The organism is Aeromonas enterica, from assembly GCF_054052465.1.
This window is the reverse complement of the sequence record NZ_JBSTYL010000003.1, coordinates 135,675-149,207: the sequence shown is the minus strand read 5'-3', so window position 1 is coordinate 149,207 and position 13,533 is coordinate 135,675. Positions and strand designations below refer to the sequence as shown.

Below are 13,533 nucleotides of genomic sequence, written 5' to 3'. Positions count from 1 at the left end.
CTAGCCGCACATGGAAACTATGGCGCCGGCTCTTGACCGTCCTTCTCTTATGCTTGCCATATCCATGACTCCTGCGGATTGAGTCGACTATGCCGTTGGTATCGTTTACTGCCGGGCGATGCGCATCCACGAGTCTCCTGTTCTGCCATAGTTGATATTGAGACACCGGTATTTTTATCGGGCTTAGCCCTATTTTTCAGTCAGTGGAAAGAGGCCATTTTCTGATGATGAGCACCAACGAAACACCTTGCCCGATCGCCCTACTGGGAGGCAATGTAGAACGTGCCACCCTGGCGCTTGCTGATTGGTCCCAGTGGAAATCAGAACAGCAACCTGTGTTATTGCTCAATTTGCCCGCCGAGGAGCAAGACCGGGTTTTGCAGTCGGTTCGCCGTGATCCATTGCGTTATCTGTACCCTGTTTTTTGCGTGGAGAAGAGCCCTCTTTCTCCCATGCTGGCGGATGGCCTCTTGTCCCAGCTTGATGAGCGGGTACCCGACATGCTGGAGCGCCTGGCACTGCTGACACCGCGCGAGCATCCAGATGAAATGGAAAAACTGGCTTGGTATAGCTGGCCTCGCAGTCACTTCCGTTTGTTGCCTCGCTGGCAAGCGGGTTGTCGTCAGGGCTACAGCTATCCGCTGCTCGACTGTTTGCTGGGCAACGATGCTGCCGACTCCTTGCCTCAACTGGTTTCCGAACGTCTGTTACAGAGCGAACAACTGGTGGATCGCGTACGGCTGTGTAACAGCTGTCACTCCGCCCATCTCAATTTCGTGGATGTATGTCCGGAATGTTTTCATATCGCCATTCAGGCCAAACCGGCCGTGCACTGTTTTACCTGTGGGCATGTGGACGATCAGGACGCTTTCATGCAGCAGGGCATGTTGCGCTGTCCCAAATGTGTGACTACCTTGCGCCACATCGGGGTGGATTATGACCGGCCACTGGAGAAGTATCGCTGCCTCTCCTGTCATGCCCGTTTTATGGAGGCGGCCGTCCAGGCGCGTTGTCACGAGTGTGGTCACTCTCACAAGCCAGATGATCTGGTGGTTGCTCCCATCTATGAATACCGTATTGGCAAGCTGGCGCGCCATATTGCCCGTGAGGGCACCCAGCAATTGCATCTTCCCCTGACCTGGGGGGCTGCGATGGCCATGGATCACTTCCCCTGGTTACTGCAATGGAATAACAGCCTGCTGCAACGTCATGGCGGCAGTCATACCTTGCTGGCGATTCGGGTTGAACGCCTTGCCGAGCTTCGTGCCGAGCTGGGATTACTGAAAACCCAGCAACGGCTGGCGGCCTTGCTCACCCGTTTGCAGGCGTTGTTTCGCGATACCGATGTCGTTTGCCAATATGCCGATGACCTGCTGCTCTTGCTGCTGCCATATACGGATGTGGATGACTGGAATATTTTGCAGGGGCGGATCCAGGCACTGAACCATGTCGAGGGGCTGGACTCTCTGGCGCTGGATGTGAAAGTACAGCCTTTGCCCACGACCTTGGGTGATGATACAAGCTTGTGGCTGAGCCGCTGGCTGGACGAGGGTATCTAGCATGGGCGACTGGATGAGTACGGTCCATTACATCCTGGTTGAGATACTGGGGAGCCTGCAGTTTTCTCCCAGGATGATCCTGCTGCTGTTGCCCATGCTTTTGCTGATGGAAGTGCCGCTGATGGCGCTGACATTGACCGGGATTCTCAAGTGGTACGCCCGTCAGATGCCCCAAGCCTCCACTCTGCCGTTATCACGACGCTGTCCCAAAGTCTCCTGCATCATTACCTGTTATGGCGAAGGAGAGGCGATTCGCTCCACCATCCTGACTCTCAAGGAACAACTGTATCGCGGCCATATGGAGATCATTGCAGTCATTGATGGTGCCAAGGCCAATGCTCATACCTATCAGGCGGCGTTGAACTGCGTTAGCGAGTTTGAGGGATGCGAGACAAGAACGCTGGTGCTGCTGCCCAAATGGCAACGTGGTGGACGGGTATCAACCCTCAACGCGGGTTTGTCGGCTGCAACCGGTGAAATCGTGATGAATGCCGATGGCGATACCTCCTTTGACAACAACATGATTGACGAAATTGTTGCCTGTTTTGACGATCCCGATGTGCCAGCCGTCGGTGGTGCACTAAGGGTACGTAACTTGCGGGATGGGCTGTTGACCAGAATGCAGGGGATTGAGTACATGATTTCCATGCAGGGCGGCAAGACGGGCCTGAGCGAGTGGAATCTTATCAACAATATCTCGGGGGCATTCGGGGCATTTCGCCGCGACTTTCTGCGCCAGATTGGGGGGTGGGATACTCACACGGCTGAAGATCTGGATCTAACCGTGCGGATCAAGCACTACCTCAAGCGTCATCCCAAGCTGAAGATAGGGTTTGCCCCCAAGGCCATTGGCCACACGGATGCCCCGGCAGATCTGGTCACCCTGGCAAACCAGCGCCTGCGCTGGGATGGTGATCTGCTTTTTCTCTATCTGCGCAAGCACAAGTTGTCGCTGACCCCCCGCATCTTGGGATGGAAGACTTTCCTGTTCACTCTGGTCTACGGGGTGGCACAAAACGTGGTGTTGCCGCTGCTGGTCATGGGTTACAGCTGGTGGCTGGTGTTCAGTTATCCAGGTCAGTTTGTAACTGCCCTGATGTTCTGTCTCTATCTGGTGTACCTGTTTCTTACGCTGGTCAATTTTCTGGTATTTCTGCTCGCAATCTCTGAGCGACCCAGGGCGGATATGCGGCTATTTCCATGGTTGATCCTGTACCCGGTTTATACCCTGTTGATGCGTCTATGGTGTGCCGTGGCGTTGCTTAATGAAATATTCCGGCGTGGCCATGAAGAGAGCAGCATGGCGCCGTGGTGGGTATTAAAACGAGGAAACAAATTCTGATGAAAGTGACATTCAATCCCCCCAAAAAACAAGATGCCACCTCGGATGAGGGGATCCGCGTTCTGTATGCTCCCGCCAAGCGTATCGCGTTTCGGGCGCGCTGGTATCTGATCCTGCTGTTGGCATTCAGTCCCGTCATCATTCTGCTCTGGTATCTGGGGCGAGAGTGGTGGCTGACTCAGGCGCCCGCCATCATCACCACTGAACCCCAGCTGGTAGTGGCCAACGGCGATGGTTTTATTCGAAGCATCTATATGTCTCCCGGGCAATCCGTGTCGCAAGGGGATGCCCTGATGCGGTTCGAGTCCCCGACACTCAAGGCCAATATTGAAGGGCGCAAGGCGCGCCTGAAAGCAATCGAGTTGGACAAGGGGAGCTCAGAACAGGAGATATTGCACAATCTGGACGAGCAGATCGGCATCGCTGACCGGGGTACCCGTGAGCAGGAGAGCATCTACAAGGAGTATGCGGGTTACAAGAAGGAAAAGCTGGTATCCAGTGCCGAGTATGCCAGTGCCCTGCTGAGCTGGACTCAGTCCCGCATTGCGCTGCAGAAGGCCAAGGCCGAAAAGACCCAGCAGGAGTTGCAGATCCGGGAGGATCACCTGACGGGGCCCCTGGCCAGTGCGCGTCACCAGCTGGAACAGGAGCTGACGGAAATGGAAGCCATCTCCAGACAGCAACAGCCCTTGGCCCCAGCCAGGGGAAAGGTGTCTGACGTTCTGGTGCAAGAGGGGGACTGGGTCTTTTCAGGGACGCCGCTTGCCTTGATTTCCAAACGTGAGGATCCCTTGGTTATTGCCTATGTGCTGCCCAAGTATTTGTCCTCAATGGCGACCGGCCACAAGGCCATCGTTAAATTGCCAAGCGGGGAACGTCTGTCGGCCAGGGTGGCCAGACCGGTGGAGCTGGCTGACAAGTTGCCTGCACAACTGGCTGCTCCGTTTGAAGGGGAAAAGGCAACGCTCAAGGTTGCCTTGTCACTGGATGAAAAGCTGCCCCCCAATTTGCAGGTCGAGGGATTGCCGGTAACTGTTTTGTTTGATTGAGCCAGCACGTTTGCACTTTCCTGATTGTTAACCCTGGCCGCCTGGGGCGCTCTTGGCCGTAATCCTCCTGCCAGGTAACCTGGATTGGCTGGCTGCCGGTGCTCAACTATCTGGACAGCGAGGAAGGCGAGAGCGTTATCGGCATCGCTGGATGCGAAGAGTGCGGGGCAGCTGTTCCTGGCCCTGCTGATCCACTCCTGGGCTCACTACCATCGGCTGCGCTATTGCCTGATGCACAGGCGGGCATTGCGCAAACGGGAATGAAAATGGGGGCCTTGTGGCCCCCATTTTTTGTTTCGTTACCCCGCTGACATTATTTCGCTTTTGCCGGCAACTGGGCGAGGGCGGCCTGTACTGCGGCCTCCAGCTGGGGGTCGCGCCCGCCAACCATGTCGGTCGGGGTGAGTGATACCTGCACGTCCGGGATCAGCTCCTGATTTTCGTAGAAGCTGTCATCCGGGTTGCGCAGCCCCAGGGTCGGAATGCCGTAGGCGAGTCCCGGGATCAGTCTGGATTCGTGGGCATAGACCATGGTGCCCGTGCCCGGCACTGGTTCGCCGACGATGGGGCCCACTTTGAGGGTTCGGTAGTACTGGGGGAAGGCCGAGCCTTCCGAGTAGCTGCCCGCGTTGACCAGCACCACGGAGGGCTTGGTCCACTGGCGGGTGGCGGCGTCCGTCTCCCCCTTGCCGAGCCGTGGCCAGCTGCGGGCCATCCCCTTGGCGCTGCCGTTGCCGGTCAGAAACTCCACCAGGGTATTGGCCAGGTAGCCCCCCTTGTTGAAGCGCACGTCCACTATCAATGCCTCGCGATTGCGCTGACGGCCGAGGGCATCGGCAACCATCTCCTCATAGACGGCGCTGCTCATCTCAGGCAGATAGACGTAGCCGACCTGACCCTGACTCTGTTGTGCCACCTGGGCGCGGCGCTTGGCGACCCAGCCATCCAGTTGCAGACGGTACTCCTGCGGCAAGTCCATGGCGGTGACATCGAGCTGCACCGGATCCTTGCTTCCCTTGGGCAGCAGGGTGAGGGCCAGTCGCTGGCCGGCCTGGTGATTGAGCAGGGCATCCAGCTCGTTCAGGCTGTGCAGCTCTGCGCCGTTGATGGCCAGCAGGCGGGCACCCGGCACCAGATCCGTCTCCTGATCCAGCGGGCCGCCGGCCAGCAGGGCCGCCAGTTCGACACTGTCCTTGCTCTCGCGCCAGTAGCCGCCGAGGCTGGCGGTATCATCGGGCAGCCGGGGGAAGGGCGCCGGGCCATCGCCCCAGGTGTGGGAGACGTTCAGCTCGCCGGCCAGCTCCGCCAGCAGGTTGCCAAAGTCCCGACCATTGCTGATGCCGGGCAGCTGGCGGCGATAGGCGGCCACATAGCCATCCCAGTCCACTCCGTTCATGTCGGTCCGGTAGAACTCGTCCCGGGTGAGCCTGGCCAGCTGGTCATAAGCGGCGGTCATCCGAGCCTGCCAGCGCCCGTTCTGCAACAGGGCGACGGGGTGAGGGGTCGCCTCGCCGGAGGCCATGTCGATCAGGGTCACTTCCCCCTCCCGCACCAAAGTGGCGAGGCTGGCGTCGTCATTGAGGCTGGCCAGCGCCGGGCCAGGCTGTTCAGCGAACAGCAGCTTGGTCTCCCCCTTGCGCAACTCCTGGGCGTAGCCCTTGATCTCGCTCTCGCCATTGGCATCCGTCTCTTCCACCAGATAGATCAGGTGATCATCGACGATGCGGCTGGCGAGGACGGGGCCGCGTGGTTGCAGTTGCAGCGCCTCCCTGTGTGCAAGCCGGTCGCTCTCGAAGCCGTAGCCCGCCTTGGGAGGCGCCTGTTCGGCGAGGAAGTCGCTCTTGGCGGCGCGGCTGCTGTAGAGGCCGAGCAGGCTGCCATCCAGCGGCTCGCCGTCGGCGCCGAGCTTGCCATACTTGGCGGATTGCCAGTAGAGGATGCCGCCATCCTGACTCCAGGCCGGGCTGCCATCCAGATAGCCGTTGAGGCTGACGTTGACCGGCCTGGCCTTGGCGTCACGGGTGTCAATGACGGCGATCTCCTGCTGGGCCGAGTCGGGCTGTATGGTCAGCGCCAGATGGCGGGAGTCGGGGGCGAAGGCGAGCTCCACCTCGTGGCGGGAAGGGTTGAACTCGGCGGCGACCAGCGGTCGCTGCTTGCCGCTGGCCAGATCCAGCAGGTGCACGGCCTGACCGTCAACCACGAAGGCGAGCAGCTTGCCGTCGGGGGAGAGGGTCGGCTTGCTGATGGCAACGCCCGGCATGGCCAGCAGCTTCTCTTCGATGAGGGGGCCGGGTTCGCTGAACAGCTGGCCGGGTTGCGCCTTCTTCAGGTGGTAGAGGGCGGCCGGACCATCCTGCTCGGAGAGATAAATGAGTCCCTGTTCCTTGTCCACGTAGCGCGGTGATGACTGCTCGCTGGGGTGGCGGGTGAGCTGGCGCACCCGCTCACGGCGGGTATCGATCGCAAACAGATCCCCCTGACTCGCCAGGATCACCTCTTCTCCATCCTGGCGGGCGAGGGCCTCGTCGATGACGACGGGGGTATCGCTCTGCTCGTCGGGAGCCTGGGCCGAGAGCGGCCGGATCGTCAGCTTGCGCGGCGTCTCGCTGCCGGCATCGAGCCGGTAGAGTTCACCCTGCCAGGACCAGACCAGATCGCCGTGGCGGGAGGCGCTGAGTCCACGCACCGGATGCCCCTGATAGTGGGTGAGCTGGCGATCCTGACCGCTGGCCAGATCCCGTTGCCAGACGTTGAAATCGCCGCTGCGCTCGCTCAGGTAATAGAGCGCCTCGCCCTTGTCATCCCAGACGGGATCGCTGGCGGCGACCCTGTCTTCGGTCAGCTGGCGATGTTGTTTGCCATCGAACAGCCAGAGGCGGGAGACGGCAAACGAGCGCTGGTGCTTGCGAAACGGCTGATCCATGCCTGGCATCTGATAAGCCAGCTGGCTGCCATGGGGGCGGGCCAGGGTCGCAGGCAGGGGCTGAGCCGGAGTCAGGGCGCCGCCATCTATGGGGGTCCAATAGAGGGCGCTGGCCTGCAGCCCTTCTGCCACGAAGTGATCCACCTCCGGATTGGTCAGGCGCTGGCTGCTCAGCAGCAGCTGTTTGCCATCGGCGCTGAAGGCCTGCGGCAGATCGGGGCGCGAATCCCGGGTCAGCCGCACCATGTCGCCCCCCTCGCTCGGCACCACGAACACGTCTTCGTTGCCATAGAGGTTGGCGGCGAAGGCAATCTGCTTGCCGTCCGGTGACCAGAGCGGGCGCTGGCTCAGGTAGTCGCTGCCGGTGAGCGGCGTGGCGAGGCCACCGTCCCCCGCGCTCAGGTAGATGCGACCCTGCCAGGTGAACGCAAGCTGCTTGCCATCGGGGGAGAGTGCAGGCTCGCGCAACCAGCGCGGCTCGGCGGCCTGCAGGGGGGCGCAGATCAGCAGGATCAGCAAGGAGAGTCGGTATCGCATCGTGGAGGTTCCTGAGAGGTGAAAAGCGCCTTATCTTCCCCCAATCCCCTGCGGGGGACTATCCCGAGATAGGGGGGGTATCCCGTTGTTTTGGCGGTTAATTGTAACAATCTATAAAAGATGGCGCGGGATATGTTTCTCTGGATATATTGAGTATTGATGGCGATCCAATATGATGGCGCTCGCCCGCCACTCGGGGCGGTGCAGTTCAGATGATTTGGTAACAAGAAAAGCCCTTACCAGAGGCTTGTCGAGGGATGGAATGAGAGCCGTATTACTGTGTTTGCTGGGGCTGTGGCCCGCACTGAGTTTTGCCACCTTGTCTGCCGACATGATAGTGGTGAAGAAGTCTTCCTATAGCCTGACCCTGATGAAGGATGGCAAGGAGGTCAAACGCTACTGGATCGCCCTGGGGCCGGCCCCCAAGGGTCACAAGCAGCGGGAAGGGGATCAGCGTACGCCGGAAGGGCGCTACATCCTCGACTACAAGAAGACCAACTCCAACTATTACAAGGCCATCCACATCAACTACCCGAACCTGGACGACATCAAGACGGCCAACGAGCTGGGTGTGCGACCGGGTGGCATGATCATGATCCATGGTCAGCGCAACAGCATAGGCAACACCCGCTTGCAGCCGTCCAACTGGACCAATGGCTGCATCGCCATGCTCAACAAGGATCTGGACGAAGTGTGGAACGCCATCGAACCTGGCACCCCCATCGTCATTCAGCCCTGATTGTTTCTCGCGCGCCACCATAGGGGTGGCGCGCTGCTTTGCGGCTTCCCCTGTTCTGTCTCCTTATCCTCTCTTTGCCCGCTGCACCTCTTGGTATCTGTCCCCATGCTGTGCTAGTTTTTCCGGCTCGCCGTGGATGCAACAAGGATGATCCCATGCCGTCAGCAACAAGCTCCCAACCCGTCGGGGCCGAGAGTACCCGCGCACTCTGGTGGCGCGCCTCCATCGACATTCTGCCGCTCTCCATCTCCGTCATTCCCTGGGGGATCCTGTGTGGCGCCCTGGCGCTGCAGGTGGGCTTGAGCCCGTTGCAGGCCCAGCTGATGTCGCTGCTGGTCTATGCCGGCGCCGCCCAGCTCTCGGCCACCACCCTGTTCGGGGCGGGCACGCCCCTGCTGCCCATCATGGGTTCCACCTTCGTCATCACCTCCCAGCACCTGCTTTATGGCTTCACCTTTCGCCGCGATGTGCTGCCGCTCGCCCTGCGCTGGCGTGCCAGCCTGGCGTTTTTCCTGACCGACGAGATGTTCGCTGTGGCGCTCAAGGATCGGGAACGCAGCGGCAGCTTCAATCCTGCCTACGCGCTGATCGCGGGCTTCGTCTTCTACCTGTTCTGGAATCTGGCGACCCTGCTCGGTATCGCCGCCGGTCAGTACATAGACGGGCTGGACAAGATGGGGCTGGACTTCGCCATCGCCGCCACCTTCATCGCCATGACCATTCCTGCCATGAAGAACCTGCCCATGGTGGCGGCGACCCTGGTGAGCGGCGGCACTGCGCTGCTCACCAAGCCACTGCTGGCGGAGATCCATATCATCATATCGGCGCTGGCCGGCATGCTGGTGGGCTACGTGCTGCACCGGATGAGGAGGTGACCATGAGCTGGCTGATGATAGGCCTGCTGGCCCTGATTACCTTCTTCAACCGCTTCGCCTTCTTCTCGCGGCTGACCCGCTATCAGCCGGGCGCCGAAATGGGGGCCTTCCTCAGCTTCTCGGCCCAGTCGGTGTTGACCGCCATCTGGCTGCCCATCGTCTTCAGCTATGAGCCGGGCAATGGACTGACGTGGGATCCGGGCTACCTGGCCGCCACCCTGCTGGTGACGGCGCTGACCCTGTTGCGGCTGCCGACCCTGCTGGTGGTTGTGGTGGGCATGGGGGGCTTCTTCCTGCTGCGCTGGCAGGGGGGACTGGCAGCGCTGCTGCCCTGGCTCGGCTGAGCCGTGATCCCGCATGGTGGATGTCTTTTATGGATATCCGCCATGTTGTGAATGTCACTTCAAAAAACACCTCGCAAGTGTGAGGATTTAGGGACCATCCGCCAAGGAGCTCCCCCATGTCTTTCACCGAAACCTGTCAGCGCATCGTGCGTGATCACCACCTCTCTGCCGCCCAGAAGAGCCATGCCCTGGCGCTGGCCGCCGAAAACGCGCTGCCTTACCCCGAGCTGCCCCCGGCGGTCGCCGAGGCGATGGTACAGGGGTTTCTCTGTGACATGTTCGAAGGGCACGCTCCCTACAAGCCGCGCTATGTGCTGCCGGACTATGAAAAATTCCTGAGTCAGGGCTCCACCTGGCTGGAGCTGGCGGCGCCGCAGGATTTCGACGAGGCGCTCAATGCCCTGCGCATCCTCTATCACCATGTCCCCTCCGTCACCGGCATGCCGGTCTGGTTGGGGAGGCTCGATCATCTGTTGCTGCCGTTTGTCAGGGATCTGGATGACGAGACCCTCTATCGCAAGCTGAAGGGGTTCTGGGTCTATCTGGACCGGGTGCTGCCGGACGCCTTCATGCACGTCAACATCGGGCCGGATGACAACCGTCTCTGCCGCCTGATCCTGCGCATCGACAATGAACTCAAGCAGGTAGCGCCCAACCTCACCTTCTTCCACGATCCCGAGCAGACCCCGGACAGCCTGCTGTTGCAAGCGGTGAAGAACATTGCCGAGTGCAGCAAGCCGCACATCGCCAACTACCCGCTCCACCGAGACACCTTCGACAATCGCGGTTTTGGCATCGTCAGCTGCTACAATGCCCTGCCGCAGGCGGGTGGTGCCAATACTCTGGTGCGCATCTCCCTCAAGCGGGTCGCCGAGCAGTGCCAGGGGATCGACGATTTCCTCGGTTGCCTGTTGCCTCACTACTGCCGTCTGGCCTCCCAGCTGATCGCCGTGCGCGCCGCCTTCCTGCATCAGGAGTCCGGCTTCTTCGACAGCTTCCTGGTCAAGGAGGGGCTGCTGGATGAGGATCGCTTCGTCCCCATGTTCGGCATCTACGGCATGGCGGAAGCGGTCAATATCCTGATGAATAAAGAGAATTTGCCGGATCGTTATGGCCGTGACGAGGAGGCGAACCAGCTTGGCTATCGCATCTCGGCCCAGCTCTCCGACTTTGTGACCACAACCCCGCAAACCCACGCCTGGGGTGGCCGCGCGCTGCTGCACTCGCAGGGGGGGCTCAGCATCGATGCAGCTGTGACTCCTGGGGTGCGTATTCCCTACGGTCATGAGCCGGATCCGGCCAGCCATGTGTTGGCGCTGGCGCCGCACCACAGTTATTACCACTCGGGTATCAGCGAGATCCTCACACTGGATCCCACCATCCGCCAGAACCCGCAGGCGCTGTTGCAGCTCTGCAAGGGGGCGCTCGCCATCGGCATGCGCGAGTTCACCGCCAACGTGGCCGACAGCGATCTGGTGCGGGTGACCGGCTACATGATCCGCAAGAGCGACGTGGCCCGCTTCGCAGAGGAAGGGTCGCGGTTGCAGACCACCTGTCTCGGCGCCGAGGCGAGTGAAGTGACCGCCATCCGTCAGCGGGCACCTCGGGTGGTCGCCCACGAATCGACCATCTGCGAGTATTGAGTGCTGTCCTGATGGCTGATGCTTTGCCAACACGCAGCGCCCTGGTGAGCCGGGTGCTGCCGTTCTCCTGTGTCGACGGGCCGGGCAACCGGCTGGTGCTGTTTCTGCAGGGGTGCAACTTTCGCTGCCCCGGCTGCCATAACCCTCACACCATCGGGCTGTGCGACGATTGCGGCGACTGCCTCGCGGTCTGCCCGAGCGGCGCACTCACCCTGGATGAGGGCCGCCTTGGCGAGAGCAGAGTGCGCTGGCAGGCGGCGCTCTGCACCGACTGCGACGCTTGTCTGGATGCCTGCCCCCGCAGCGCCAATCCGAAAACCGCCACCATGACGGTGGCCGAGGTGCTGGCCCTGCTGCGCCGCTACGGCCCGCTGCTCAGCGGCATTACCGTCTCCGGCGGCGAGGCGACTACCCAGCTCCCCTTCGTGGTTGCGCTGTTTGGCGCCATCAAGGGGGCGCCGGATCTGGCTCATCTCAGCTGTCTGCTCGACAGCAATGGCTCGCTCGTCGCGACCGGCTGGCAGCGGTTGCTGCCGGTGCTCGACGGCGCCATGCTCGATCTCAAGGGGTGGCGCGATTCGGTGCATCACACGCTGACCGGCTATGGCCGCGAGCGGGTGCTGGCCTCGCTGCAACTGCTGGCAAGCCATGGCAAACTGACCGAACTGCGGCTGCTCCATGTGCCGGGCAAGAGCGATTTTCTGGACGAGCACGGTGAGCTGGAACCGGCTCTCGCCGCTTTCTTGCTGCGGCTTGGGCCCGTGCCGATCCGTCTCAACGGCTTTCGCCAGCACGGGGTGCGCGGGGTGGCAACGAGCTGGCAGGAGGCGGACAGGGAGGCCTTGACCCGGCTTGCTGACGCGCTGAGCGCAAGGGGGCTGGGGCCCGTGTCACTGCCGGCGATCTGTTGAGTAAGCCTCGAGACTAATCAATTGATCGCAAAGGTATTTGGTGCGATTTCTTGGTCGGTATCCGGCGAGCAGGTGGCAAGTTTGTGGCCTGGCTCCGGGTTTTTGGCGCAGTGAGTCTCAAGATGACGTAACTGTGATTGCTGTCTATTTGAGCTCTGCGAAGGGGCGGCTAGAATGGGGCATTCGCCCACAATCAACAGACTAACATGAGTGAATCCAACGCCTTATATCGAGTGCAGTTCATTTGTCACAACGAGCGTTACGAAGTTTATGTCAGGGAAGTGAGCCAGGGTCAGCTGTTCGGCTTTATCGAGATCGCGAACTTTGTGTGGGACACCCACACGGCGCTGATCGTTGATCCCAGCCACGAGAAATTGAAGAGTGAATTTGCCGACGTCAACCGCACCCTGATCCCCATGCACCATATGCTGCGGGTCGATCAGGTACGCAAGCAGGGGGCTGCCCGCATCACGGATCTGGGCAACAACGTCGCTTCTTTTCCCAGCCCCATCTATACCAAGAAGCCCTGAGGCTTTCTCCTCTCTGCGAGCCTTGCCATGGGATCCCCTGGCGGGGCTCTCTCCTTTTCGAGTCGGCAATGGCACCCGCAGGATCTGCAATGGGTGCCGCCTGGGTGCGCTAACCCAGCTCCCGGGCCAGTTGCAGGATCCGCTGGCGGAACCAGCGCCGCGCGGGCTCTTCACCAGCCGGGCCGTACCACACCAGGCTGTGGGTGACGGCGCCATAGTCGAACGGGACCGGGCGGGTCACCAGATCCCGGCTCATGGCTTGCTCGGCCCAGCCTTCGACGGCGGTGAGGATGAGATCGCTCTGGCGCAGCAGGGCTGCCGCGCTGCCAAAATCCGGCAGGGTGGCGCTGATCTGCCGGCGCACCTGCAACTGGGCCAGGCTCTGTTCGAAGAAGGGGTTGGCCAGTTCCTGATCGCGAATGGCGATATGGCGCCAGCTCAGGTAGGCATCCAGATCCCAGGGCTTGTCCAGCGCCGGGTGGCCCGAGCGCAACAGGCAGACCAGCTTGTCTTCCCGCAGCGTCTCCCATACCAGACCCGGTTGGCGGGGCAGGGGCTGGCTCTGGTCGTGGGGCAGGATCACGAAGTCGAGCTTGCCCGCCGCCAGCGCCGCCAGCCCCTGTTCATCCTTGTTCCAGATATCGGGCACCAGGCCGGGCACCTCCCGCATCAGCTGGCCAAGAATGGGGCCCATGGGCCAGACCATGCCGCTTTCCCGCAGGGCGAATTTCAGTTGTCCCTGCCAGGTGGCGGGGTCGAAACCACCCTGGCTGGTGAGGCTGTTCAGCTCGCTCAGCAGCCGGTGCAGGGTGGGGCCGAGTCGCTCGGCAAACGGGGTCAGCAACAGCTGGTTGCCCTGGCGGTAGAGCAGCTGATCGCCGAGCAGATCCCGCAACTGGTTGAGGGTCTTGCTGACGGTGGAGGGGGTGGTACAGAGGCGCTCGGCGGTGCGGGTAACGCTCTGGCTGTCGAGCAGCAGGTGCAGGGTGACCAGATGGCGACCTCCCAGCCGGGAAAGTGCGATCAGATCCATAGAGACTCCACAAGCGAATGAAACAAACAACAAGCCCCGCCGAGG

The 13,533-nt window shown here is 61.2% G+C and carries 11 protein-coding genes; 9 read left to right on the top strand and 2 right to left on the bottom strand.

The window, feature by feature from the left end; all coding sequences use genetic code 11:
- The first annotated feature begins 224 nt into the window (after positions 1-224).
- From ACW5XD_RS04770 to ACW5XD_RS04760, 3 genes are read left to right on the top strand one after another with little or no spacing between them, the layout of a single operon-like run.
- Complete coding sequence (locus ACW5XD_RS04770) at positions 225-1,559, top strand: TackOD1 domain-containing metal-binding protein (protein ID WP_456493864.1); 1,335 nt, start codon at positions 225-227, stop codon at positions 1,557-1,559.
- Position 1,560: 1 nt separating this feature from the next.
- Entirely contained in the window at positions 1,561-2,901 is a 1,341-nt protein-coding gene (locus ACW5XD_RS04765; protein WP_456493863.1) for a glycosyltransferase family 2 protein, read from the top strand.
- Positions 2,901-3,950: an HlyD family secretion protein gene (locus ACW5XD_RS04760; protein ID WP_456493862.1), complete on the top strand. Its 1,050-nt coding sequence runs from the start codon at positions 2,901-2,903 to the stop codon at positions 3,948-3,950. Before ACW5XD_RS04765 ends, ACW5XD_RS04760 begins: the two co-directional genes overlap by 1 nt.
- A gap of 313 nt (positions 3,951-4,263) precedes the next feature.
- On the opposite strand, the gene ACW5XD_RS04755 is transcribed toward ACW5XD_RS04760, so the two are convergent.
- A complete protein-coding gene (locus tag ACW5XD_RS04755; RefSeq protein ID WP_456493861.1) occupies positions 4,264-7,413 on the bottom strand; it encodes a S41 family peptidase in 3,150 nt (1,049 codons plus the stop codon).
- Between the two features lie 262 nt (positions 7,414-7,675).
- On the opposite strand from ACW5XD_RS04755, the gene ACW5XD_RS04750 reads away from it, so the two are divergent.
- From ACW5XD_RS04750 to ACW5XD_RS04725, 6 genes are all read left to right on the top strand, one after another.
- The gene (locus ACW5XD_RS04750; RefSeq protein ID WP_042869032.1) at positions 7,676-8,152 is read left to right on the top strand and encodes a L,D-transpeptidase family protein; all 477 of its coding nucleotides are present in this window, start codon (positions 7,676-7,678) and stop codon (positions 8,150-8,152) included.
- A 155-nt stretch (positions 8,153-8,307) separates the two neighbouring features.
- Positions 8,308-9,027: an AzlC family ABC transporter permease gene (locus tag ACW5XD_RS04745; protein WP_456493860.1), complete on the top strand. Its 720-nt coding sequence runs from the start codon at positions 8,308-8,310 to the stop codon at positions 9,025-9,027.
- Positions 9,028-9,029: 2 nt separating this feature from the next.
- Positions 9,030-9,371: an AzlD domain-containing protein gene (locus ACW5XD_RS04740; protein WP_456493859.1), complete on the top strand. Its 342-nt coding sequence runs from the start codon at positions 9,030-9,032 to the stop codon at positions 9,369-9,371.
- 116 nt (positions 9,372-9,487) lie between these two features.
- Positions 9,488-11,014, top strand: a complete 1,527-nt coding sequence (locus ACW5XD_RS04735) for a YjjI family glycine radical enzyme (RefSeq protein ID WP_456493858.1) — start codon at positions 9,488-9,490, stop codon at positions 11,012-11,014.
- Positions 11,015-11,025: 11 nt separating this feature from the next.
- Positions 11,026-11,925 (top strand): YjjW family glycine radical enzyme activase, encoded by a 900-nt coding sequence (locus ACW5XD_RS04730; RefSeq protein ID WP_456493857.1) that lies wholly within the window; start codon positions 11,026-11,028, stop codon positions 11,923-11,925.
- A gap of 206 nt (positions 11,926-12,131) precedes the next feature.
- Positions 12,132-12,455 (top strand): DUF1820 family protein, encoded by a 324-nt coding sequence (locus tag ACW5XD_RS04725; protein WP_456493856.1) that lies wholly within the window; start codon positions 12,132-12,134, stop codon positions 12,453-12,455.
- Positions 12,456-12,564: 109 nt separating this feature from the next.
- On the opposite strand, the gene ACW5XD_RS04720 is transcribed toward ACW5XD_RS04725, so the two are convergent.
- Positions 12,565-13,488, bottom strand: a complete 924-nt coding sequence (locus tag ACW5XD_RS04720; RefSeq protein WP_456493855.1) for a LysR family transcriptional regulator — start codon at positions 13,486-13,488, stop codon at positions 12,565-12,567.
- Positions 13,489-13,533: the final 45 nt, after the last annotated feature.

Coding starts and splice junctions, on each gene's coding strand:
- ACW5XD_RS04770 (WP_456493864.1), top strand. CDS start 225: ATGATGAGCACCAACGAAACACCTTGCCCGATCGCCCTACTGGGAGGC.
- ACW5XD_RS04765 (WP_456493863.1), top strand. CDS start 1,561: ATGGGCGACTGGATGAGTACGGTCCATTACATCCTGGTTGAGATACTG.
- ACW5XD_RS04760 (WP_456493862.1), top strand. CDS start 2,901: ATGAAAGTGACATTCAATCCCCCCAAAAAACAAGATGCCACCTCGGAT.
- ACW5XD_RS04755 (WP_456493861.1), bottom strand. CDS start 7,413: ATGCGATACCGACTCTCCTTGCTGATCCTGCTGATCTGCGCCCCCCTG.
- ACW5XD_RS04750 (WP_042869032.1), top strand. CDS start 7,676: ATGAGAGCCGTATTACTGTGTTTGCTGGGGCTGTGGCCCGCACTGAGT.
- ACW5XD_RS04745 (WP_456493860.1), top strand. CDS start 8,308: ATGCCGTCAGCAACAAGCTCCCAACCCGTCGGGGCCGAGAGTACCCGC.
- ACW5XD_RS04740 (WP_456493859.1), top strand. CDS start 9,030: ATGAGCTGGCTGATGATAGGCCTGCTGGCCCTGATTACCTTCTTCAAC.
- ACW5XD_RS04735 (WP_456493858.1), top strand. CDS start 9,488: ATGTCTTTCACCGAAACCTGTCAGCGCATCGTGCGTGATCACCACCTC.
- ACW5XD_RS04730 (WP_456493857.1), top strand. CDS start 11,026: ATGGCTGATGCTTTGCCAACACGCAGCGCCCTGGTGAGCCGGGTGCTG.
- ACW5XD_RS04725 (WP_456493856.1), top strand. CDS start 12,132: ATGAGTGAATCCAACGCCTTATATCGAGTGCAGTTCATTTGTCACAAC.
- ACW5XD_RS04720 (WP_456493855.1), bottom strand. CDS start 13,488: ATGGATCTGATCGCACTTTCCCGGCTGGGAGGTCGCCATCTGGTCACC.